The organism is Corallococcus aberystwythensis, from assembly GCF_003612165.1.
Classification (GTDB): Bacteria; Myxococcota; Myxococcia; order Myxococcales; family Myxococcaceae; genus Corallococcus; species Corallococcus aberystwythensis.
This window is the reverse complement of sequence record NZ_RAWK01000164.1, coordinates 1-22,556: the sequence shown is the minus strand read 5'-3', so window position 1 is coordinate 22,556 and position 22,556 is coordinate 1. Positions and strand designations below refer to the sequence as shown.

Annotated in this window: 22 protein-coding genes; 8 read left to right on the top strand and 14 right to left on the bottom strand. The window is 69.6% G+C overall.

Annotated elements, in window-relative coordinates:
* Positions 1–110: 110 nt before the first annotated feature.
* The gene (locus tag D7W81_RS25230; protein ID WP_167508096.1) at positions 111–1,802 is read right to left on the bottom strand and encodes an Eco57I restriction-modification methylase domain-containing protein; all 1,692 of its coding nucleotides are present in this window, start codon (positions 1,800–1,802) and stop codon (positions 111–113) included.
* 12 nt (positions 1,803–1,814) lie between these two features.
* Positions 1,815–2,540, bottom strand: a complete 726-nt coding sequence (locus tag D7W81_RS25225; protein WP_244227415.1) for a PaeR7I family type II restriction endonuclease — start codon at positions 2,538–2,540, stop codon at positions 1,815–1,817.
* A 129-nt stretch (positions 2,541–2,669) separates the two neighbouring features.
* Here D7W81_RS25225 and D7W81_RS25220 point away from each other — a divergent pair, with 129 nt between their 5' ends.
* Positions 2,670–3,548: a J domain-containing protein gene (locus D7W81_RS25220; protein ID WP_120557950.1), complete on the top strand. Its 879-nt coding sequence runs from the start codon at positions 2,670–2,672 to the stop codon at positions 3,546–3,548.
* Between the two features lie 10 nt (positions 3,549–3,558).
* On the opposite strand, the gene D7W81_RS25215 is transcribed toward D7W81_RS25220, so the two are convergent.
* The 4 genes from D7W81_RS25215 to D7W81_RS25200 all read right to left on the bottom strand — a co-directional run bounded on the left by D7W81_RS25215 (position 3,559) and on the right by D7W81_RS25200 (position 6,295).
* Positions 3,559–3,975 (bottom strand): DUF488 domain-containing protein, encoded by a 417-nt coding sequence (locus D7W81_RS25215; protein WP_244227414.1) that lies wholly within the window; start codon positions 3,973–3,975, stop codon positions 3,559–3,561.
* Between the two features lie 41 nt (positions 3,976–4,016).
* Entirely contained in the window at positions 4,017–4,988 is a 972-nt protein-coding gene (locus D7W81_RS25210) for an endonuclease/exonuclease/phosphatase family protein (RefSeq protein ID WP_120557948.1), read from the bottom strand.
* Between the two features lie 148 nt (positions 4,989–5,136).
* Positions 5,137–5,535, bottom strand: coding sequence for a DUF3037 domain-containing protein (locus D7W81_RS25205; RefSeq protein WP_120557947.1), 399 nt, complete (start codon positions 5,533–5,535; stop codon positions 5,137–5,139).
* Complete coding sequence (locus tag D7W81_RS25200) at positions 5,513–6,295, bottom strand: HipA family kinase (RefSeq protein ID WP_120557946.1); 783 nt, start codon at positions 6,293–6,295, stop codon at positions 5,513–5,515. Before D7W81_RS25200 ends, D7W81_RS25205 begins: the two co-directional genes overlap by 23 nt.
* A gap of 149 nt (positions 6,296–6,444) precedes the next feature.
* On the opposite strand from D7W81_RS25200, the gene D7W81_RS25195 reads away from it, so the two are divergent.
* Entirely contained in the window at positions 6,445–6,879 is a 435-nt protein-coding gene (locus D7W81_RS25195; RefSeq protein WP_120557945.1) for a MarR family winged helix-turn-helix transcriptional regulator, read from the top strand.
* 41 nt (positions 6,880–6,920) lie between these two features.
* Positions 6,921–7,364 carry an organic hydroperoxide resistance protein gene (locus tag D7W81_RS25190; RefSeq protein WP_120557944.1) on the top strand — a complete coding sequence of 148 codons (444 nt, stop codon included), beginning with the start codon at positions 6,921–6,923 and terminating at the stop codon, positions 7,362–7,364.
* A gap of 66 nt (positions 7,365–7,430) precedes the next feature.
* Here the strand turns inward: D7W81_RS25190 and D7W81_RS25185 are convergent, their stop codons facing one another.
* Positions 7,431–8,327 carry a bestrophin family protein gene (locus D7W81_RS25185; protein WP_120557943.1) on the bottom strand — a complete coding sequence of 299 codons (897 nt, stop codon included), beginning with the start codon at positions 8,325–8,327 and terminating at the stop codon, positions 7,431–7,433.
* 172 nt (positions 8,328–8,499) lie between these two features.
* Between D7W81_RS25185 and D7W81_RS25180 the strand changes: the two genes are divergently transcribed.
* Positions 8,500–10,332 (top strand): patatin-like phospholipase family protein, encoded by a 1,833-nt coding sequence (locus D7W81_RS25180; protein WP_120557942.1) that lies wholly within the window; start codon positions 8,500–8,502, stop codon positions 10,330–10,332.
* Between the two features lie 2 nt (positions 10,333–10,334).
* Here the strand turns inward: D7W81_RS25180 and D7W81_RS25175 are convergent, their stop codons facing one another.
* The 3 genes from D7W81_RS25175 to sitA6 form a co-directional block, all read right to left on the bottom strand.
* Complete coding sequence (locus D7W81_RS25175; protein ID WP_120557941.1) at positions 10,335–11,585, bottom strand: DUF6068 family protein; 1,251 nt, start codon at positions 11,583–11,585, stop codon at positions 10,335–10,337.
* A 95-nt stretch (positions 11,586–11,680) separates the two neighbouring features.
* Complete coding sequence (sitI6, locus tag D7W81_RS25170) at positions 11,681–12,400, bottom strand: SitI6 family double-CXXCG motif immunity protein (RefSeq protein WP_120557940.1); 720 nt, start codon at positions 12,398–12,400, stop codon at positions 11,681–11,683.
* A 3-nt stretch (positions 12,401–12,403) separates the two neighbouring features.
* Positions 12,404–13,105, bottom strand: a complete 702-nt coding sequence (gene sitA6 / locus D7W81_RS25165; protein ID WP_120557939.1) for a SitA6 family polymorphic toxin lipoprotein — start codon at positions 13,103–13,105, stop codon at positions 12,404–12,406.
* A 123-nt stretch (positions 13,106–13,228) separates the two neighbouring features.
* Here sitA6 and D7W81_RS25160 point away from each other — a divergent pair, with 123 nt between their 5' ends.
* Complete coding sequence (locus D7W81_RS25160) at positions 13,229–15,250, top strand: hypothetical protein (RefSeq protein WP_120557938.1); 2,022 nt, start codon at positions 13,229–13,231, stop codon at positions 15,248–15,250.
* Here D7W81_RS25160 and D7W81_RS25155 read toward each other — a convergent pair whose 3' ends face one another.
* Positions 15,251–16,951 carry an amidohydrolase gene (locus D7W81_RS25155; RefSeq protein ID WP_244227413.1) on the bottom strand — a complete coding sequence of 567 codons (1,701 nt, stop codon included), beginning with the start codon at positions 16,949–16,951 and terminating at the stop codon, positions 15,251–15,253. It abuts the gene before it with no gap.
* A 168-nt stretch (positions 16,952–17,119) separates the two neighbouring features.
* On the opposite strand from D7W81_RS25155, the gene D7W81_RS25150 reads away from it, so the two are divergent.
* On the top strand, positions 17,120–17,776 hold the full coding sequence (locus tag D7W81_RS25150; protein WP_438503372.1) for an HAD family hydrolase: 657 nt from the start codon (positions 17,120–17,122) through the stop codon (positions 17,774–17,776).
* A gap of 13 nt (positions 17,777–17,789) precedes the next feature.
* Here D7W81_RS25150 and D7W81_RS25145 read toward each other — a convergent pair whose 3' ends face one another.
* A complete protein-coding gene (locus D7W81_RS25145; protein ID WP_120557936.1) occupies positions 17,790–19,196 on the bottom strand; it encodes an NAD(P)/FAD-dependent oxidoreductase in 1,407 nt (468 codons plus the stop codon).
* A gap of 114 nt (positions 19,197–19,310) precedes the next feature.
* Complete coding sequence (locus D7W81_RS25140; RefSeq protein WP_120557935.1) at positions 19,311–20,084, bottom strand: rhomboid family intramembrane serine protease; 774 nt, start codon at positions 20,082–20,084, stop codon at positions 19,311–19,313.
* A gap of 215 nt (positions 20,085–20,299) precedes the next feature.
* Between D7W81_RS25140 and D7W81_RS25135 the strand changes: the two genes are divergently transcribed.
* A complete protein-coding gene (locus D7W81_RS25135; protein ID WP_120557934.1) occupies positions 20,300–20,821 on the top strand; it encodes a hypothetical protein in 522 nt (173 codons plus the stop codon).
* 45 nt (positions 20,822–20,866) lie between these two features.
* On the opposite strand, the gene rnz is transcribed toward D7W81_RS25135, so the two are convergent.
* The gene (gene rnz / locus D7W81_RS25130) at positions 20,867–21,790 is read right to left on the bottom strand and encodes a ribonuclease Z (protein WP_120557933.1); all 924 of its coding nucleotides are present in this window, start codon (positions 21,788–21,790) and stop codon (positions 20,867–20,869) included.
* A gap of 129 nt (positions 21,791–21,919) precedes the next feature.
* On the opposite strand from rnz, the gene D7W81_RS25125 reads away from it, so the two are divergent.
* Positions 21,920–22,556 (top strand): DUF2293 domain-containing protein (locus D7W81_RS25125; protein WP_120557932.1); only part of this gene is annotated, 637 nt, incomplete at its 3' end.

The window sequence follows — 22,556 nt, the reverse complement described above, 5'->3', positions numbered from 1 at the left end:
GGCGGTGGCAGCAGCGCATAGAGGGGGTGACTCTTTCGCAAGCCCGTCCCCGGGTCGAGCCGCATTGAACCGGGTCTTGTCGGAATTCCTGGAAGGAGTGCCCCCGATGACTAACGCCGGGTATCGACAAAATCGAAAGCGGGCAGGGACTTCAGCCCGTAGGCCACGTGCGCCAACTCATCCAGCCGGGCGAAGTCCCTCTGACGGAAGGCCTTCCGGAGCGCATCCGACAACTTCCGGGGCAACTCCGTAGGGGAGGGGAGGCAGATGCGGCGAAGGTATTGCGCCTGGAACCGCAGGTATCCTCCCCGCATCTTCACTGCGTAGGCCCAGATGAAGAACAACGCCACCTTCGAACCCAGCAACCCACCGAGGACCTCCAGGTCCCAGTCCTCGGAGGTAATGAAATAGAGATTGTGGTGCGGGTGATAATGGCCCGCCTCGAAGACGACCTCGTTTGAACCAGCGATATCGGGAATCAACAATTTAGGACGCTGGACCAACTCCGGATAGACGCGATCAATGGTCCGATACCAGCCTGCCTTGTTGTTCTGGGCCACGTGCCGCCGCTGAAGGGTTTCTTCATTGGCCTTGAGATAGCGCGCCAGCCGTGGGTAACGCTTCAGGTCAACGAGACGCCCTTCCTGGGTGAAGGTGTTGATGACGCAACGGCGCGCGTCCTGGATGGCACCCTCCTGGATGTCCTCGCGCTTCACCAGCGGCACCAGACGGTCGGCTTCGATGTCCGCATCGGCGGGAACAATGAAGACCTTGTCGCTGCCCGTGGCGACACCAATGCGAACCCGGGTCGACGAGCCCTCCTCGATGGGCCGGAACCGCGCTTCCAACGCGCGGAGGGCCTCCAGGTGCTCGGGTGTGCTGAGGACCCATGGTTCGTCACCCTGGAACCAGCTGTCATAGGTGCTGACGGAGACACCAGGGCTCGTGACAGGGTGCGCACCAAGAAGATGTCCGCGCAGGGCATCGCACTCATCCGGTGTCGCACGTGCCATGGATGCGACAGCCACCCGTTCGGAACGTCCCTGGCTGATGGCGAAGATGGACGGATACGCAATGACTTCGGACTCAAACGGCGATGCCCGGTGGAGATCGACGTAGGCGTGGACTCGGAACTGTTCCGTCAACTTCCTGCGAAGGGGCGCGCCATAGCGGTTCAAGATCCAGCGATCCGCGCAGATGAAAGACAACCTGCCCTCGGGCTTGAGCAGGTCAAGGCCGCGCTCAATGAACGCGACATAGAGGTCCGCCCTGTCGAAGAGGGAGGCGTAACGCCGCCGGTACTCGGCCTGGAGTCGCTGGGAAAGCTGTTCGATGCGGATGTACGGCGGGTTTCCGACCACGACATCGAAAGGCGCGAGTGGGGTTAGCAGGAAATCCCCAGGACGAACCCACTGGTCCGCAAGCCGTGCCGCGACCTTCACGGAAACGCCATGCTCTTTCAGCGCTGCGCGTACATGGGCGCGTGCGGCTTCGACGTGCGACGGGTCGATGTCAAAGGAGGTGAGCGCCGCTCCCAGTTCCGAGGGTCGAAGGCCCTCGCGGTTTGCGACGTACATCAGCCGGTGGACCGCACGGAGCAGGAATGCCCCCGTTCCGACCGCAGGGTCCAAGAGGCGAAGCTCATGCAGGCGGCGGTCGCGCGTGTATCCTGCGAGATCCAGGATGAGGTCTACGATATGGGGCTTCGTCAGCACGACCCCATGTGTTTCGCCCGAAGTGCGTTTCCCATACTGGTACGCGTCCGGGCCGAAATGCGTTGGTAGATCCATCTGGAGTTGCATGTCGCCCTTTCGTCAGTAGCGGCGGAACTGCTGAAGGTGATTTGCCAGCGAGGTCAGGAATGGCTTCATGGCCAAGTCCTGGTGCGGCTCAGTGTAAAGCCCGGTCTGACCTGCGGTCCGTGTGCACATGAGCAGCGCCGTCGAGTCGAAATAGCGCTCCTCTACCAGCTTGCGGAAGAGCACGGCGAACCGGCCTGCGATGGACTGCTGCTGGAAGTCACGCAGGACAGGAAAATGCGGCTCCTTGACTGAAGCGGCACGAGTTGATTCCACGCTGTCTTCTAGCAGCATCAACCACCCGATCCAGGGCTTGGCGCCTTTCCCCATGGCCCCCTTCTTGAGTGCGAGCCGCATGTCAGCACCGGTTCCGATGGCCTCCTCCGCCCGGTTGTTGAAGTTGTTCCCGAAGGAACCTGCCATGGACTTGAACTCCAATGCCGCGACGAGCCTTCCCTCGAAAATCACCACCATGTCCCACCGTTTGGTGGGCCGGAAATAGCCAGGGAGCTCCAGCTTCTGCTCGATGTGGATGTGCTCGTCAGTGAATCCGTTGGCGCGTAGGAGTTCACTGATGAGATGGCAAAACCCGTTCATCTGCTTGCCACCCGTGACCGCCGACCGTTTGCCTCGATCCGCATCACCGTCACGTTGCCGGGTCCCTTGTGCGTCCAAGGTGCTCCAGTAGGAGGCTACAGCGTGTCGGGTCAGTTCCACGTAGTTGGTGGGAACGGTGCTCAAGAGACTTCCTCCAAGGCACATGACGGCAGGGGCATGCCGACAGCCAGCAGAAGCACTGTTTCCATGTTGTCGCCCGGGCTCGCCACCCTGTCCAAAGAACGGCCGTAAGCAGATAAGCTCCTGAGGACCGTGCAGGCCGTTCTCTACTTCTCCGACAAGCAGGTGCGCGAGAAGCTCTTCGCGTTCGTGGACGCAGCAGAGGGGCTGATGCTGGTGGCGGGGGTGCGCCACGGCGCCGCGATGACGCGTCCACCTCAGGCGCGCGAGCCCTTCGCGGCGCTGGAGGACGTGTTCGGTCACGTGCTGTCGCAGGTCATCGTCGCGGACGAGGGCACGACCGAGGGCATGTGGCGGGACCCGCTGGGGGACCTGGGCGACCGGCTCTATCCCGCCGACAAGAAGCAGGCCTACGCGGCGGCCACGGGCTACGTGCTGCTGGAGGGCGGCAAGCCGCGCGCGGTGGTGCGCAAACACGCCAGTCCCGCCGAGGACCTGTGGTTCCTCCAGGAGGCCTTGAGCCGCCTGTCGCCCGGCATCCCCGCGCCCGACCCGGCGAAGCGCCCCGGCCACCGCCGCCCCGAACCCGCCCCGAGAGCACCTCCGCGCTACGGGCCCGCGAGCGATGGCGGAGCGCCGGAGGAATCCGCCGATACCTGGCGCCGCTCCAGCGCCCGCTCCGGCTCCACCAGGGCCCGTGACAACGAGGCCCCGGGCAGCGGAGCCCGCCAGGGCTCTGGCAGGGCCCGCGCATGGCAGGCCGACGAAGCGACACCTCCGCGCGGCTCACGCGCCGTCGCGGCCGAGCCGGAGGCGAAGGACCCCTGGACGGTGCTGGGCATCGAGCGGGGCACGCCGAAGGACGAAGCACGCAAGGCGTTCCGCACGCTCATCGCGCAGTACCACCCGGACAAGGTGGCCCACCTGGCGCCGGAGTTCCACGTGCTCGCCGAGCGCCGCACGCGCGACATCCTGGACGCATGGGAGGCACTGGAGCGCGACGAGGCGTGAGTCGCGTGCGTCAGTGCACGGTGCGGCGCGGCTTCGCTCGCGCGGGGCGCTTGAGCCGGGCCTCCAGGTAGTCCTTCAGCACCACGGCATTGTTGTGCTCGGTGTCGCGGGCACCGTAGAGCAGGGTGACGCGGCCGTGGCGTGCGGCCTCGAGCAGCGGCTCCCACGCGTCGTGGTGCGCGTCCAGCTCGCGGGTGTACCGGCGCCGGAACTCGTCCCAGCGCGCCACGTCGTGGGCGAACCACCGCCGCAGCTCCGTGCTGGGCCCCACCTCGCGGGGCCAACCGTCCAGGTGGAGGTCCGCCTTCCTGCGCCCCCGTGGCCAGAGCCGGTCCACCAGGAAGCGGGCCCCGGCCCGAGGGTCCGGGCCGTGTTCGTCATAGACGCGCTGGAGTTGAATCATTGTCGCGAGCCCCCAGGAGGACATGCTGTCCACGCTGGGCGCGTGCGAGCACGGCAGCCCGCTTCTCAGGTCACCAGCGCGGGCGCCGGAGCCTCCAGCCGGAAGCGCGCGATGAGCGGCACGTGGTCTGACAGGCCGTGGAAGCGGCTGGTCAGGTCTCCGAAGGGCCGCGTCTCCGCCGTGTCCAGCCAGCTCACGCCGCCACCGGAGAACAGGTGGTCCAGGTGCATGCGCATGTGCATGAAGCCCGCGGTGGGAAACGCCCGCGACAGGGCCGGGTTGATCTGCCCCACGGCCGCCTGCGCGCACGTCAGGTGCGCATCCCCCGTGAGGTAGCGGTACACCGGTGACGACGGCGGCGAGTTGAAGTCGCCGCACACCACGAACGGTTCCTCCTTCGCGTGCAGCCCGATGAAGCCCGTGAGCTTCTTCGCTTCATGGAGCTGGTTGACGCCGCAGCCCATCTTGTCGCGCGTGGCCCAGAACTCGCGGGCGAACGGCGTGGGCAGGCTCAGGTGCGTGTTGAAGATGTGGAACGCGCGCTGATCCGCGCGGCGGATGACGCGCATGTGCGCGCAGATGCGGCTCTGCTTGCGATCCTTCAGGCCCTGCACATGGTGGTGCGTGATGTGCTCCGGCGCCTCCACGTTGTGCCGGTCCACCTGGAGCGTGCGCGTGTTGACGAGCATCGCCAGCCCCGTCGTGTAGAGCGACACCTCGCCCACCTTGTAGTGGTGCGCACGGAAGTAGAACGCCTCGTAGGGCATGTCCCTCCCCTGGAGGGCGAACGTCTCCTCCACGCGCTCCATGAAGGCTTCCAGCTGCGTCTCACCCGGCCGGGTGGGCCGGTGCACGATGTTGCTGCGCAGCGACGAGGTCTCCACCTCCTGGAGGCACACGATGTCCGGCAGCGGGTCCAGCGTGGCCAATGCGGCGGCCACCCGGCGCTTGGGGCCCACGGTGCTCGCGAGCCCTCTGAGCATGTGTCCGAAGTAGCGGACGTTGTACGTGACGATGCGTAGCGCTGACGGCTCCATTGCGGCTCGCCACCTCCCCAGGCCTCACGGCGAAAAATGGGAAGCCCTGGGACGAACGTCCAGGCCTCCCACCCTCTTCACCATGCGATGCGCTGGCGCTCGCCGCGATGTGCCAGCAAGCGGACAAAGCCCCAGCCCGCCTGCCTGCTCACGGAGCGGGCTTCACCCGCACCATCGTGTCCAGCAGGTGCTCCAGCGCGCGGTCCGGGTCGTCACACAGGCCCGCGTGCACGGGGCCCGTCTGGAGCATGGTGCTCCGCGGCGCCACCAGCCAGTGCCAGCGCTCCTTCTGTGGCAGCCGGCCAATGGGCCCCGCGTCCTTGCCGCCCACGCACACGCGGCGGAAGCTCTCCAGGTGGCCGCTGAGCAGCTCCACGTCCGCGTCCGGTGACAGGGCCTTCAGCCGCTCCACGTCCAGCTCCACGCGCGCGCCCAGGAAGCGGTGCTGCACGCAGAAGAGGACGACGCCCACGTTGATGAACTCCTCGCGCTCCACGCGAGGCACCAGCCGGATGATGGCGTAATCAAACGAGCTGGGCGTGGGCACGCGTCGCCTCCTCGATGAACGCCGGGGCCGCTTCCAGCCTGCGCATCAGCCACGTCACGTACGCCGCGCGGTGCTCGGACGTGGACGCGAACGCGGGCTCCTGGCCCAGCCACGCCTCCGGAATCGACCCCACGATGCGCTCCACCACCTCCCGCGTCACCCGCTCGCGCAGCAGGTCCCCGGCCTCCGCCAGCCCATGCGCCCACGGCAGGAGCACGTGGTCCTTGATGGGCGCGAACCGCGTCTGGCTGCGCTCCTCCCACCCGTCCCACGAATGGTGGAAGTACATCGCCGCCCCGTGGTCGATGAGCCAGAGGTTGCGGTGCCACACCAGGAGGTTGGGGTTCTTCGGCGTGCGGTCCACGTTCGTCACGAACGCGTCGAACGCCACGATGGCGGACGCCACCTGCGCCTCCGGCACCGGCACCGCCAACGGGTCGAACGTCACCGAGCGCGGCAGGTAGTCCAGCGCCAGGTTCAACCCCGCGCTCGACTTGAGCAGCTCGCGGATCTCACTGTCCGGCTCGTTGCGCCCCAGTGACACGTCCAGCTCCACGAACACCAGCTCCGGCACCCGCAGGCCCAGCACCCGCGCGATTTCGCCGGCCAACAGCTCCGCGATGAGCGCCTTGGCGCCCTGACCCGCCCCACGGAACTTCACGACATAGAGCCCCGCGTCGTTCGCCTCCACGATGGCGGGCAGCGAGCCCCCTTCGCGCAAGGGCGTCACGTAGCGCGTGGCGGTGACCGTCCTGAGCATCACTCGTCCTCGACAGTTCCCGGGCACTCCGGGGGTGGCGGCTGTACCACGGCCCTGCCCGACGGGGGAAACCCCCTACACCTGACGGCGCTTCCTCTCGCATGCTCGATTCAATTGCGCGCAATTGAATTGGGCACTACATATTCGCCATGTCGACGGAAGACCTCCTCCGGCTGGACCTGCAGCTGTGCTTCCCGCTCTACGCGGCGTCGCGAGCGATGGTGCAGGCCTACACGCCGCTCCTGGCGAAGCTGGGGCTCACCTATCCGCAGTACCTGGTGATGCTGGTGCTGTGGGAGACGGACGGGGTCACGGTGAAGGAGCTGGGGGAGAAGCTGTACCTGGACTCGGGGACGCTCACGCCGCTGCTCAAGCGGTTGGAGGCGCTGGGGATGCTGCGCCGCGAGCGCTCCAAGGAGGACGCGCGGTCGGTGACGGCGTCGCTCACCCCTCAGGGGCGGGCCCTGCGCCGCAAGGCCGCGTCCGTCCCGGAGGCCATCGTCTGTCGCACGGGTTTGACGCTGGAGGAGCTGGCGCGGCTGCGCCGGGACGTCCTCAAGCTGTTCGAGAAGCTTTCAAAGTAGTGCTTGAGACACGCGGTACCTACCCACGAAGGAGCAACACCATGGCCCCGGTCCAGATCTCGCCCCTCTACACCACCACCGCCATCACGCACGGCGGCCGCAACGGCCGGCTGTCGCTCAACGAGAGCCCCCTGGACGGCCTGGAGCTGGCCATGCCGAAGCAGCTGGGCGGCTCCGGCAAGACGGAGGCCACCAACCCCGAGCAGCTCTTCGCCGCGGGTTACTCCTCCTGCTTCGAGAGCGCGCTGCGCCTCGTCGCGGGCAAGGCCGGCAAGAAGCTGGATGAGAAGACCGGCGTGAAGGCCACCGTCACCATCGGCAAGACGCCCGAGGGCGGCTTCGGTCTGGCGGTGGAGCTCCAGGGCCTCCTCCCCGGCGTCCCCCGCGAGGAGGCGCAGAAGCTGATGGAGGCGGCCCACCAGGTGTGCCCGTACTCCAACGCCACGCGCGGCAACATCGACGTGAAGCTCTCCGTCGCGGAGTAGTCCTCCGCGCGAGGGACGGATGCGGGCTCCCCCTTGAGGGGAGCCCGGCGTCTGGGGGGCGCGCGCTCAGGCGGCGGCGTCGTCCTGGGTGCTCGCGATGGGAGCTGGCAGGAGCGCCAGCAGGTTGTTCTGGATGTTCTGGCAGATGGTGTCGAGCGGCAGGTCGTTGTCGTCCGTGCCGAAGGGGTCTTCAATCTCGACGCCGATCTCCTCGATGCCGAAGAAGATGTACGCCACGACGAAGGTGGCCGGAACTGTCACCCAGCCGAAGGTGTCCACCAGCGCGAAGGGCAGGGTGAAGCAGTAGAGGATGAGCGCGCGGCGCAGGTGCACCATGTATGCGAAGGGCATGGGCGTGCGGTGGATGCGCTCACAACCTCCCAGGTAGTCGATGAGCAGTTGGACGTTCTGGTCCAGCTGCATCTGGACGTACTCCGGATACAGCCCCTGGCGGCGGCCCTCGTCCAGCACGGCGGTCATCCGGCGGGCCACGGCGAGCGGCACATGCTGGGCCTTGAGCACGTGGGACACCTCCTCCTGGGGCAGGGTGTCCGTGTGCGGGCCGACATGCCGCTGCTGGCCGCGCAGCCACGCGGCGGACGCGAAGGGGAACGCGGCCGTCCAGCGCACCAGCGGGGCGTAGAGCGGCGTCCTGCCCAGGAAGACCTCCGACGCACGGACCAGGTTTCGCGTCTCGTTGACGATGCCGCCCCACAGCTTGCGGCCCTCCCAGAAGCGGTCATAGGAGGCGTTGGTGCGGAACACGAGCAGGAGGCTCAGCGAGATGCCCGCCAGCGTGTGCACCGTCGGGGGCACGCCCACGTGGCTCACGTGCTGGGAGAAGCCCACCACGGCCGCGGACCAGACAACGCACAGCAATACGCGGCCGACGATCTCCTTCACCATCGAACCGCGCAGGTAGTGGAAGTAGCTCCACCAGCGATGCGGGTCATACTCAACCATGTGGGGTCCATCCTCCGGGTCGGGGGCGCGCATGCTACCCGCACCGCGACGCGTCGCGAACGGGGCTTTGCGAGATTGCGGATGTCTGACGTTTGGGGTGATGGCCGCGCGTCGGGGGCATCGGCTAAGGAAGAGGAAGGTCCGTTCCATCCGCCGTCAAGGAGGCGCCCCCATGCGCCGTCACCTCACGCCCCTGCTGATGTTCCTCGCCGCCACGGCCAGCGGTTGCAGCTTCATGCGTACGGACGTGCTGCTGGACACGCTCAACACCCCGGACTCGTCGAAGCCGGAGGACCTGCCAGTCCGGGTGCCCGCCGTGGAGCGCGTGGCGGGGCTGACGCGCGCGCAGTTGACGGATTCCTATGTGGATCCGGCGCGCGCGGGCGCGTGGATGGAGGCGCTGGGCGCGGCTCCGGAGTCCGTGCTCGACATGACGGCGTGCCTGGTCCAGCACGCCGGCAACGACACGGCGTCCTGCTATGAGAACGCCGAGCGCTCGGCCTACGTCGACCGGACGGTGAAGGTGTCCGCGTGGGGCGTGCCGCTGCCGGTGCAGTCCTTCTCCGTGTCGGCGCCGGCCGCGGAGGAGGTGGACGCGCAGCGCTTCCTCGCGAACGCGATGGGCATTGGCCCGTCGCTGGCGGCGCTCCAGCAGTCGCTGGAGGTGCCGCTGACGCGCGAGGTGCTCGCGCAGGGCATCCAGCGGGGCGCGGCCTCCGCGGCCGCGTACGTGCGGGCGCGTTCATGGCGCCGGGACCTGCAGCGGCCCAGCAACGCGGTGGTGTTGAGCGGCGGCGGGGCCAACGGCGCGTTCAGCGCGGGGGCCATCTGGCGGCTGTTGGGCATCCTGGAGCAGTGCCGGGGCAAGCCCGCGCCGGAGGGCTGCGGGGATGCACGCATCGACCTGGCGGCGGGCACGAGCACGGGCGCGCTCATCAGCACGCTGGTGGACCTGTTCCACACGCCGGGGCAGGAGGCGAACGCGCGGAAGCAGCTGCTGGGCAACTACACGTGCACGGTGGAGTCGGACCTGTACTGCGTGAACTCCACGTGGCTGTGGAGCCTGGCGGAGGACACGCGGGGGCTGGTGAAGTTCGACGGCATCTATTCGAAGCTGGATGCGTTCATCCAGCCGGAGATGTTGCACAACGGCACGGAGCTGGTGTCGGTGTCGGTGGACTTCCAGACGGGCGACGTGTTCAGCGTGAGCGACCAGGACCCGGCGGACTTCAAGGCGGGCGCGTCGGACAAGATTCGCAAGGGCGGGATGACGCACGCCATCGTGGCGTCCATCGCGGAGCCGGTGCTGTCGAACCCGGTGAGCCTGCTGCCGTCGGCGTCGGGCGACCGCACGGGGACGTACTACGACGGCGGGGTGCGCTCGGGGCTGCCGCTGCTGCAGGCGGTGCAGCGCGGAGCGGAGCGGGTGCTGGTGATTTCCACGGGTGGGGTGAACCCGTCGCCGGCGGCGGATCCGAAGAACGCGATGAACGTGCTGATGCGCACCATTGACCTGTTCGTGGCGCAGCCGCGCGTGGGCGAGGTGCAGCAGGCGGAGCTGCTCGCGGTGACGCGCCGGCTGGGGGAGTACAACGTCTGCACGCTGCGCGGCGCGACGGAGGACTTCTGCCGCCGCAAGGGTCCGGGCTTCCAGCCGCCCTCGGTGGGGCCGGGGGCGGGGCAGGCGGTGTGGATGGGCTCGGCGCGCTTCGACCAGGTGGCGTCCAGCTGGCGCAGCGCGTGGATGTTCAAGCCGGAGACGGGGCTGGCGACGGCGAGCGGCTACTCGTTCACGCCGGAGGTGATGCAGCCGCTCTTCGTGGCGGGCGTGGAGTCCATGCAGAAGCGCTGCACGGAGGTGCTGTCCCTGTTCGACATCCAGGGCACGCTGGCGGCGAAGGAGTGCGCGCGCCAGCTGGTGGAGGTGGCGGACGAGGCGCGCGAGGCGCTCCCGTCCGTGGCGCAGTGCCGCGCGGACAAGCCGGCGCGCCGCACGTGTGACTGAGGTTACTTCCCGCCGTCGATGACCCACCTGCCCCAGCCGGTGAGCGCGGTGCTGTCCTCGGCCACGCGCTTGCCCTTGGGCGGGGCGCGGAACATGGCGTCGGCGAGCGGCGTGAAGCGGGCCTCCTCCGCGAGCCCCTGGAGCGCGGCGCCCCAGGGTTCCGCGGCGTAGGTGGTGACCTGCACGCGGCGCTCGGCGCCTTCGCCCGAGGGCGCTTCGAAGACGACGGCGGGGACGGGGTGCTGGGCGGCGGTGAAGGTCTCGCGGCGCGACGGCGCGGTGCCGGCGATGACGGGGGGCCACTGCTGCGGCTGGCTGACGGCCTCGCTGACGGTGTCGAGCAGGGCCTCTTCCAGGGGTTTGACTTCGGCGTCCTGGAAGTCCGCGCACGGCGCGTCGCCGGTGGGGCCGGTCAGCTCCTTGCGCAGGAGGAAGCCGCGTTCAGCGCCCAGGCAGACGCGGCGCACGGAGGACGTGCCGGAGAGTTCCTGGCGCACGTCGTACCAGGTGCCCGGGCCCCAGGCAGGGTCGAGCACGGGCACGGTGCCCGCGGCGCCGGTGCCCTGGCGGAAGGACACGAGCGTGAGCTGCTGGCTGCCGCTGGCGCCGAAGCCGGAGAGCGTGGTGCTGGCGTCGAGCAGGCCGTGGGTGAGGTACAGCGGCCCGGGCTCGGCGGCGTAGAGGCGGTTCTGGAGGGGGCCATCGCTGGGGCGGCGGTCATCCAGGTACCGGCGCGCGTCCCAGGCGCGGCCGGCGGCGGTGGTCTGCTCGGTGGAGCGCTGGCCGCGGTGCTCTTCCTTCCGGGGCTGCGTCTCCTCCATGCGCATGGGCAGCACGCGGGGCTGGGAGAGGCGCGGGTGGGTGAGGGGCCTGCCCTGATCATCCGTGAAGGTGACGGTGAGCCACGCCCACGGCGCCTGGACGGAGACGACCTCCAGCGCGACATGGCCGGCCACGCCCACGCCGCTGTCCGAGCCGGGACGGCCCCGGTGCGCGGAGAAGGCGTACTCCACGCGGTCGCCCACGCGGGCGCGCTGCCACGGCGAGGGCGTGGCGGTGGTGTCGGGGGCCGGAGCTCCAGCGTCCGGCACGGAGACCTGGGACGGCGGGGAGGCGTCGGGCTGTTCGGTGGTGGTGGCGGTGGCGGTGCCGTCGGAGGGGGAGACGGCACGGGGCTTCATGCTCTCGCAGCCGGTGCTCAGGAGGAGCGCGGAGCACAGCAGGAAGGGAGCGCGGAAGAGGGGGCGTCGCATGCGACCGCTAGATACACGGAGCCCCGCGCGGATCCGCGTGGACGGTGGCATCACGTGCAGGGCCAACGTGTTGTTGTCGACAGGAGGAGCGGGCACTACTCCACGGTGATCTCCCGGTAGACCACGTCACAGGGGCCCAGCCGGTTCACGGTGTCGACGAAGCGCTCGGAGACGACGATACGGGTGGTCCCTTCCACGCCGAAGAGGTCGAGGTCCTTGGGGAGGGCCTCACCCAGCAGCCAGCGCTCCGGCGGGAGCCTGAAACCGCTGTTTCCGCAGGACTCGCGGCAGGTGGGCACCCAGTCCCGGTCCTGGATGCACGCGGGATGCAGCTTCGCCAGGGGACGTGCCTCCAGTTCGTATTGCGGAAGCTCCTTCGTGCGGCGGTTCCGCAGCTGTGCACGGACCGGGATGATGCCTTTCAGCCCTGCCTCTTGAAGCGCTGTGAGCGTGTCCTCACGTACGAGCACCTGCCACGAAGGCATCGCGGTGATGGGGCCGAACCGGCCCATGGCCGTGCCTACGAGGGGACCAAACCTGCATCCCGGTTCGAGCTGGATCTCCGGGGGAACGAAGGGGAGAACCAGGGCCTTGCGCCGCTCATACTCCTCACGTGTCTGCGGCCAGGGGCTCTTCAGTTGGTCCTTTTCAGGCAGGGCGGACAGGTCCACGGATGGGTACGCCGTCATGTCTCCCCAGGCACCACATCGCGGGCAGAGGATGGTTGGCAGGTACCACGGGTGTTCGGCGCGGTAGGACCCACTCCAGTGGAAGTTGTCCAGGTCTTCCGGCTCGGTCAATTCGAAGTAGCGCACCCGTCAGTCCTCCACCGGAATGGGCGCGAGGTCCACCTGCTGCCAATAGGTCATGCTCAAACCAAAGAGACCGTACTTCTGAATCAGCAATGAGGCCTGTTCGAAGTGCGCGGGCGCTAGCTCCCTGAGGCCGTTACTCCGGATGTAGCGCAACCAGTCCTGATTCCACGGACCTCCGTTCGCTCCACGGTGGATGCGTTTATGCAGGTCCGCATCAATGGCGATGACGTACTGGTGGATGTCGATCTGCTTGCTCACGAAGTGCCCCTTGAACGCCTGCGGGAAGATGTGGTGCCGCTCCTTGGGCCGCTTCGCCCACTCCTCCAGGGCCTTCTGCCGCTTCACCTCGCTGGGCAGCTTCTCGCGCGGATACCAGCGGAACACCATGACGGGAGTCGCATCTCCCGGCAGCCCCTGCGCACTGCCCCACGTCCGCTGCGGCCCGCTCCCAGGCGCCACGAACACCGGCGGCGCGAGCGCTCCTCGCGTGCGCACCACGCGGCCCGGCTCCAGGTCCTCGCACCGGAACAGCGCGCAGGACCCATCCACGCACAGGGGCGCGAGGCACCGGTCCCCGTCCCCGTCCTCGCACTCATGTCCGGTCTCCGCCTCCGCCCAGAAGACCTCGGGCGAGAACGCCGGGACGGATGACGTCGAAGCACAGCCACAAAGCAGCCCCAGCAGCAGCCAACACAATCCGCGCATGCATCTCCCAGAAATGACGCTCCGTGCAGCATGCCAGGGCTGTCACCCCCACCCGGAGTGGAACCCCCGGCCCTGGTGTTGCTAGACCAGTCCCAGGTCCACACCGCACCCGGAGCCCCGCGCATGCCTTCGCCCCTGTCCATCCGCCGTGTCGTCCTCTACAAGCACGGCGTCGGCTACTTCGAGCGCCGGGGGAAGGTGACCGGCAGCGAGACCGCGCACCTGGACTTCAAGGCGCGCGACATGAACGACGTGCTCAAGTCCATGACCGTGCTGGACCTGAACGGCGGCTCCGTGTCCGCCGTCAGCTACGACTCCACCAAACCCCTGGAACAGCTCCTCTCCGAAGCCACCATCCGCATCCCCGAACACGGCAGCCTCACCGCGCTGCTCGGCCAGGTGAAGGGGGCCCGCGTCCGTGCCCGCGTCGGCGGCGCGCAGGTGGAGGGCGCCATCGTCGGGCTCGAATCCCTCCCTGTCGTGCAGGGCGAAGCCAGCGTCGTGCGCCCCTTCCTCACGCTGTTCGTCGGCGCGTCGCTGCGCACCTTCGACGTGCTGGAACTGGGCGAGCTGGAGTTCCTCGACGAGGCCGTGCGCAAGGACCTGGAGTTCTACCTGGCCACCGTCATGTCCTCGTACAAGAAGGACTCCAAGCGGCTGTCCATCCTCACCGCCGGAGAGGGCTCGCGCGAGCTGTTCGTCAGCTACGTGCTGGAGTCCCCCGTGTGGAAGACCAGCTACCGCATCCTCCTGGATGAAGGCCAACCGCCGCTCCTCCAGGGCTGGGCCATGGTGGACAACACCGGTGACGAGGACTGGGTGGACGTGGAGCTGTCCCTCATCGCCGGCCTGCCCGTGTCCTTCGTCCACGACCTCTACAACCCCCGCTACATGCGCCGCCCCATCGTGGAGGTGCGCTCGGAGACCGGCGTCGCGCCCGTCATCCCCCAGGAGGCCTACGAGAGCGCCGCCGAGCCCATGATGGAGTCGGTGGACGACGGCCCCTTCGGCTCCGCGGACATGGCGTCCTCGTCCGCCATGCCCGTCATGTCCGCGCCCGCTCCGTCCCCCCTCCGGCGGGCCAAGGGCGGCCCGATGATTGGCGGCAGCGGACGCGGCGGCATGCGCGAGACGCTGGAGCAGAGCACCGCCGTGACGACGCTGACCAAGGAGGTGGGCGACCTGTTCGAGTACGGCGTGGACCGCCCCGTCACCGTGCACCGCAACCAGAGCGCGCTCGTGCCCATCCTGCACCGCCCCTTCGAGGGCCGCCGCGTGCTGCTCTACAACCGCGCCACGCGTGAGAAGAACCCGATGGCCTGCATCGAGTTCAAGAACACCACCGGCCTCACGCTGGAGGGCGGCCCCGTCACCATCACCGAGGACGAGACCTACGTGGGCGAGGCGATGCTCGACACCCTCAAGCCCGACGACGTGCGCTTCGTCCCCTATGCCGTCGAGCTGTCCTGCACCGTGACCGTGGAGGAGGACCTGGAGGACGGCCCGGTGTTCCGCGCCCGGCTCAACCGGGGCACCCTGGTGGTGGAGTTCTTCCACCAGCGCCGCACCCGGGTCCTGGCGCGCAACAAGGCGAAGCGCCCCCAGGTGCTCTTCGTGGAGCACCCGCGCACCGGCTGGGAGTTGAAGGACACGGCCGCCCCCGCGGAGACCACGGACGGCTTCTGGCGCTTCAAGCGGGAGCTGGCCCCCAGCACCTCCGACACGCTCGTCATCACCGAGCGCACGAAGGGCCACCGCCAGTACTACCTGGGCAACCTGGGGCTGGAGGAGGTGACGTTCTTCCTGGACTCGCGCTTCATCGACCCGCGCGTCGCCCAGGCCCTGCGCGACGTGGTGGCCATGCGCGAGAAGCTGGCGCAAGTCGTTCGCGACGTCCAACGCCTGGACGAGGAGCGCACCCAGCTCTTCAGGGACCAGGAGCGGATCCGCTCCAACATCGACTCGCTCAAGAGCGGTGCGTCCCAGCGCGAGCTGGTGGAGCGCTTCGTCACCAAGCTCAACGCACAGGAGGACCGGCTGGAGGCCATCGGCCGGGAGATGGAGCGACTCGAGCAGGAGCGCACCCGCCTTCAGGCGGAGACGAACCAGCGCATCGAGTCGCTCTCCTACGAGGCGGACTTGTAACTACTTCGCGTCCGCGCGGAACACCTCGCGGCCCGCCACCACCGTCAGCCGGACCTGCCCGGTGAGCAGGTCCGCCGGGGGCGCGTCCACGGGGTCCACGGACAGCGCCACGAAGTCCGCGTCCTGGCCCGGCTTCAGCCGGCCGCGCTGGTCTTCCGCGAAGGACGCGTAGGCCGCGCCCACCGTGAAGCCCTCCAGCGCCTCTTCACCGCTCAGGCGCTGCGCCGGCTGCCACCCGCCCGGCGGCTGGCCGCTGGCATCCTGCCGCGTGCGCGCCGCGTACAGCCCCGCGAGCACGTCCGGCCGCTCCACCGGGAAGTCGCTGCCCAGCGCCAGCACCGCGCCCGCGGCCTTCATCTTCTGCCACGCATAGGCGCCCTGGATGCGCTCCGGGCCCACGCGCTTCTCCGCCCAGGGCATGTCGCTGGTGGCGTGCGTGGGCTGCACGCTCGCCACGAAGCCGTTCGCACCCAGCCGGGTGATGTCCTCGTCCGTCATGATCTGCGCGTGCTCCACGCGGTGCCGCGCGTCCTTCTTCCCCGTGGCCGCCTGTTCGCGCAGGAGCGTGTCCAGCACCAGCGTGTTGGCGCGGTCGCCAATCGCATGCGTCGCCACCTGGAAGCCCCGGTCCACGAAGGCGTGCACGCGCGCGGCGTACTCGTCCGGGGACAGGAGCAGCAGGCCGCGGTGGCCGGGCTCGTCGCTGTAGGCCGCGCCCAGCGCCGCGCCCCGGCTGCCCAGCGCGCCGTCCAGGAGGAGCTTCACCGCGCGCATCGTCAGGAGCTTCCCCTGGAAGGGGCCGTCCTTGAGGTACTGCACGCGCTCGTCCGACTGGCCATCCGCCATGGCGTAGACGCGCAGGGGCAGGGTGCCCGCCTTGTCCCAGGTCTGGAGCAGGCGGAAGGTGCGCAGGTCCATGCCGGCGTCGTGCACGCCGGTGAGCCCCACGCGCGCGCAGTGCTCCAGCGCGGCGTGCAGGCGCGCCTCGTGCTGCTCACGGGTGGGCAGGGGCAGCACCTTCATCGCCAGGTCCATGGCGTTGTCGATGAGCACGCCGCTGGGGTCGCCGCCCGGCAGCCGCACGATGGTGCCGCCCTCCGGGTCCTTCGTGTCGCGGGTGATGCCCGCGCGCTTCAGGGCCGCGCCGTTGAGCCACAGCGCGTGCCCGTCGATGCGCCACATCGCCACGGGCGTGTCCTTCAGCCGCTCGCCCATGTCGGCGACGGTGGGGAAGCGCTGCGTGTCCCAGTCGTTCTGGTCCCAGCCCTGACCCACCAGCCAGTCACCCTGGTAGGCGGTGGACGGGGCCTTCTCCAGCCGCTGGCGCACCTCCTCCAGCGACGCGGTGCCCTCCAGCCGCACGCTCGAGAGCGCCTGTCCCAGCCCCGCCAGGTGCCCGTGTGAATCCGTGAGGCCCGGCACCACCGTCACGTCGCCCAGCTCCACCACGCGCGCGGTGGCACCCGCCGCGGCGAGCACCTCTTCGCGTGTGCCCACGGCCAGCACCTTGCCGTCGCGCACGGCGAGCGCCTGCGCCTCCGGCTTCGCGGCATCCAGCGTGCGGATGCGTCTGGCCACGTACACCGTGGGCGCGTCCGCGACCGCCTGCTCCGCGGGCGTTCCCTCCGGCACGCGCCGCGAGCAACCCGCGCCCACCGACAGCACCAGCGCTCCCAGCATCCAACCGAGACGTCTTCGCATCATCCGCGCACCCGCCATGATGGTTCGCCCGGGCACCTGTCCCGGGCCATCGCGCGCGGCACTCTGACGCACGCCCCGCGCGACGGCCAGTCCGGATGCCTGCACGGCGGGCGTGAACCGGGCCGCGCCGCGACGCGCAATCCGTGCACGCGACACGCGAAAAGGCGTATGGAACGGCGGGTGAGCACCGTTACCCCTCGCGGCATCTGTTTCGACCTGGACGGCACGCTGGTGGACTCGCTGCCGGACATCATCGACAGCTTCCTCCACGGCTTCACGCACCACGGCCTGCCGGCGCCCTCCGTCGCGGAGGTCCGTGCGCTCATCGGCCAGCCACTGGAGGACATGTACACGCGCTTCGCGCCCGAACACGCCACCACGCTCTGCGTGGCCTACCGTGAGCACTACCCCCTGAACTTCCACCGGCGCTCCCGGCCCTTCCCCGGCGTGGAGCGCGTCCTCGGCACGCTGCGCGAGCGGGGCTACCTGCTCGCCGTCGCCACCACCAAGCGCGGCGACATGGCGCGGCGCTTCGTGGATGCGATGGGGCTGGGCGGTCTGCTGCACCACGTGCAGGGGACGGACGGCTTCCCGCACAAGCCCGCGCCGGACGTCATCCACCACGCCCTGAAGGCGCTGGGCACCGGCGGCCTGTGGATGGTGGGCGACACCACGCTGGACCTGCGCGCGGGCCGGGCCGCGGGGCTGAAGACCTACGCCGTCACCTGGGGCACCCACGCCCAGGAGGAGCTGGCCACCGCCACGCCGGACGAGCTGCAACCGGACCTGGAGCGGCTGCTGCACCACCTGCCGCCGCTCGTCTGAGTCCCGCGGAGCTTCAGTGCTGCGTGCGCGGCTGGAGCGCCTGCACCTGGCGCACCTGCTGGCGGCTGTTGAGCGGCAGGGCCGGCAACGTGAGCTGATCCAATTCACGCGGGCCGATGAGCTGCACCACGTCCTTGTGGAAGAGCAGGTCCAGCGTCCAGCCCATGGCCACGCGCACCTTCGTCTCCAGGCTCGGCAGCTTGAACAGGTAGATGGTGCGCCAGAGCACCCACGCGAAGGTGCCGGAGAACTTCAGCCCCAGGATGCGCGCCACGCCCGCGCGCTGGCCGATGGCCGCCAGCTGTCCCAGCATCCTGTAGCGGAACGGTTTCCCCGGCTGGCCCTTCAGCGCCGCGCACACGTTGCGCGCCACCGCCAGCCCCTGGCGAAGCGCGTGCTGTGCGGTGGGCGGGCAGGGCTTTCCTCCGTTGGTGACGTCCGGCACCGACGCACAATCGCCCAGCGCCCACACGCCCGGGAAGCCGGGCACCTCCATGCGCTCGTTCACCTTCAGCCTTCCGCGCTCCTTCTCACAGGGCAGCGTCTCCAGCAGGGACGGCGGCGTGACGCCCGCGGTCCACACCACCGTCTTGGTGGGCACCACCGTGCCGTCCGGCAGCTCCACGCCCGCCTCCGTCACGTCCTTCACGTGGATGCCGGTGCGCACCTCCACGCCATGCTCGATGAGCTTCTTGCGCGTGTACGCGCCCAGGTCCTCGCCCAGCTCCGGCAGCACCTCCTTGCCGCCGTGGACCAGCATCACGCGCACGTTGGCGTGCTGGATGTTCGGGTAGTAGGGCAGGGCGCCGTGGATGAAGTCGTTGATGGCGCCCGCCGTCTCCACGCCCGCGAAGCCGCCGCCCACCACCACGAAGGTGACGATGGGATTGCGCTCGCCCGTCGCCACACAGTCCGCGTCCGCCTCCTCCAGCCGGTCGACCAGGCAGTTGCGCAGGAGCAGCGCGTCGCCCAGCGTCTTCATGGTCAGCGCGCGGTCGCGCGGGCCCGGCTTGCCGAAGAAGTTCGTCTCCGACCCCATGGCCAGCACGACGTAGTCGTACGCCAGCGTGTGGCTGTGGCCGTCCAGCCCGCCGTGCGCCACCGTGACCTTCTTCGCCTCCAGGTCCAGCCCGCTGACGTCGCCCTCCACGAACGTCAGGTGCGGCAGCAGCTTGCGCAGCGAGATGACGATGGCGGTCGCGTTCAGGTCGCTCGCGGCCACTTCATGGAGCATGGGCGTGAAGAGGAAGAAGTTGTCGCGGCTGACGAGCGTCACCTCCACGTCGTCCCGCGTCCCCACCTGCCGCTCCAGGTGCAGCGCCGCGTACATCCCCGCGAAGCCGCCCCCCAGGATGAGCACCCGCTTGCGCGGCGGCGGCGCCTCCACGCAGAGCCCTGCCGACTTCTGGTCCGCTCCCATGCCCGCCTCCTCATGACGCGAAGAACACCACCCCCCAATGTCAGGGCGTCCCTTCGCGTCCGCACCCCTGGCCAGCGAGGGCTTGCCCTCCCGTCCGCAGGGAGGGCCTGAAGCTCACGGGTGGTTCGGGTGCATCCGGTGCCGCCACGTGGTGCGCTGGGACGTGTAACGGGGGTTTTCGAAGAGCTTGATCAGCACCATGCCCGCCACGAACCCCCCGATGTGCGCCCACACCGCGACGCCGCCGGACACCTCCGGCCGGAGCGTCATCAGCTGCGGCAGGCCGCTGATGAGCTGGAGCACGAACCACCACACCAGCACGGCCCACGCGGGGATGGGGAAGACGCGGATGAGGATGATGATGATGAACAGCATGTTCACCCGCACGCGCGGGTAGAGCACCAGGTACGCGCCCAGCACGCCCGCGATGGCGCCGGACGCGCCCACCGTGGGCACCGGCGACGTGGGGTCCACCGCCACGTGCGCCGCCGCCGCCACCAGCCCGCACACGAGGTAGAAGACGAGGAAGCGCAGGCGCCCCATGCTGTCCTCGATGTTGTTGCCGAAGACCCAGAAGAACAGCACGTTGCCCAGGAGGTGCCCCCAGCCGCCGTGCAGGAACATGGACGTGAGCGGCGTGAGGCGGTTGATGGCGTCCCGGTCCACGACGCACGCGAGCCCATCCCCCAGCGGCACCGCCTGCCCCAGGGGGGCGCGGCCGGTGAGCTCCCCGGGCACCATCCCCAGCTCACAGATGCTGGTGGCCAGCGCCACCACGTTGAAGCCCGCGCCCTGGAAGAACACCCAGGTGAGCCCCAGGGCCGCGAGCAGGAGGTACGTCATCACCGGGGTGCGCAGGGTCGGGTTGTCGTCGCTGATGGGAATCATGTCCGCCCGCCAGCATGGCCCGCCCCCCGCCCCGTGGACGGCTTCATCCCGGCGGATGTGCGACGCCGGACGCATCACCGGAAGGGGGCGGGGCTCCTACCAAACGAAGGTTGCCTGCTGGAGGTGACCTCTTCCCGGACATGCCCGGACTTGGCTTCCAGGCCCGCGCCGGGCGATGTTCCGCAACCGTCTTCCCTTTCATGGAGTCCGGAGCAATGACCCCCTCGAAATCGTCCCGCGCCTCGGCGCTGCTGGTGGTGTCCGTCCTCGCCCTCGCCTTCAGCGGCTGTGCCGCGCGCAGGCAGCAGGCGTACCTGGAGGACAAGGCCATGGGGCACGTCTACCGCAAGCCCATCGCGGAGGTGTGGCCGGCGGCCATCGCCCTCCTCCAGGAGAAGGGCTTCTCCCTGATGAAGGGCCAGCAGGGCTTCGAGGCGACGACGGAGTGGCTGATGACCAGCGCCCCGTCCTCGCTGGGCACCGCCTACGCGCGCTACCACGTGCGCGGCAGCGAGCGCGGCCCCGGCCAGTGCGCCGTGGAGATCCGCCGCCAGGACCGCTCCGAGTCCCGCGCCGCCGACAACACCGACGGCCGCTCCAAGGAAACGGGTGAGTCCTCGGTAGGCGCCGGCAACTCCCAGATGCGCCGCGACTCCGAGATGGAGTGGGAGCTGCTCCAGAAGGTGGACCCCGACGCCGCCTCCGCCCTCAAGGCCGAGGCGAAGAAGGTCGAGTAGTCCCGCCCGCCGTCACCAGGCAGGGGCTGCCGCCCGCGCACTGCTTCAATCGCGCAGCGGCAGCTCCACGGTGAGGCCGTCGAAGGCCACCTCCACCGGTCCCTTGAACGCCTCGCGCGCCTGCGTGAGCAGCCGTCCGGGGTCGGTGTCGTGGCGGCTGGACAGGTGGGTGAGGATGAGCCGCTTCGCCCCCGCCTCCTTCGCCACCTGGCCCGCCTCCCGCGCGGTGGAGTGCCGCGTCTCCAGCGCGCGCGCCTGCTCGTCGTCGGAGAAGGTGGACTCGTGCACCAGCAGGTCCGCGTCCTTCGCCGCGTGCACCAGCGCGGGGCACGGCCGCGTGTCGCCGGAAATCACCAGCCGCCGCCCGGCCCGCGACTCGCCCAGCACGTCCTCCGGCTTCACCACGCGCCCGTCCGGCAGCGTGACGGACTCGCCCTTCTGCAGCTTCCCGAAGGACGGCCCCTCCGGCACGCCCAATTCCCGCGCCTTCTCCAGGTGGAAGCGCCCCGGGCGCCCGTCCTCCGCCAGCACGTAGCCCAGCGCGTGGATGCGGTGGTCCACGCCCACGGCCTGCACGGAGTAGCCGTTGCGGCGCACCACGTCCCCGTCCTTCAGTTCGTGGATCTCCACCGGGAAGGCCGTGGACTCCAGCCCCAGGTGCACGGCCTGGTGCAGCAGCCGGCGCGCCGGGGGCGGCCCGTATAGGTGCATGGGCTCGGTGCGGCCCATCATCCCCAGGGTGCGCAGGAAGCCGATGATCCCCAGGTAGTGGTCCGCGTGGAAGTGCGTGAAGAACGCCGCGTCCACGGTGAAGCCGGTGCCAAAGCGCACCATCTGCCGCTGACTGCCCTCTCCGCAGTCGAACAGCAGCAGGTCCGCGTCCGCCTTCACCGCCAGGCCGGAGAGCCCTCGATGCAGGGTGGGCTGCGCGGCGGAGGTGCCGAGGAAGGTGAGCCTCAGTAGGGACATGCCGGCGCTTCCCACGTCGAGAGTGGCCTCCTCGCACGCGCGGAGTCTTCCCGGCGCACGCGTTCCCGGGGGCATTTACCAGGGTGTGAAGGGGCGTGCTATGCAGCCGGCCCTTTCGGACCCGACTCCATGCCTGACTCCCTGACGGTCGGCCCCACGGCCGACCCCCGCCGCGTGCGTGCCCAGGACGGCCGCCTCCTCTCCGTGCCTGATGGCTGGGCCCTCCTCCCCCCTGGCGACGCCGGCCTCACCCGCCGCGTGAAGGCCGCCGGCCCCTCCTGGACCGTGGTGGAGAAGGTGGGCCGCAAGCTCTTCTCCCGGGGCGTGTGGGCGCCGGAGGCCCACATCGTCCACGCCAGGGCCGCCCTGGAGGACGAGCGCGCCACCCCCGCCTACGCCAAGAAGCTGGCCCAGGGCCGCGAGCGCCGCGCCAAGGAGCAGGAGGTCTACGAGGTCGACTTCGCCAACGCCGTCCTGCGCTTCCTCGCCTTCAGCCCCGCGTGGCTCCCCCACGCCAAGCGCCTGGCCGTGCTCGTCGCGGGCCACGCCACCCCCGTGGGCAGCGGCACCGTGGCCCGCACGGAGCGCATCCCCATTGAGCGGCGCGCGGAGGCGGCCGTCATCGCCTGGATGCGCCACCAGACCACCAGCTACGACAACATGCGCATCGAGCGCGTGAAGGGCGCCCGCCGCGAGGTGCGCCGCGAGCTGGCGGAGGTGTCCCGCGCCATCCTGGACCTGCACCGCCGGGACGCCCCCCACGCCC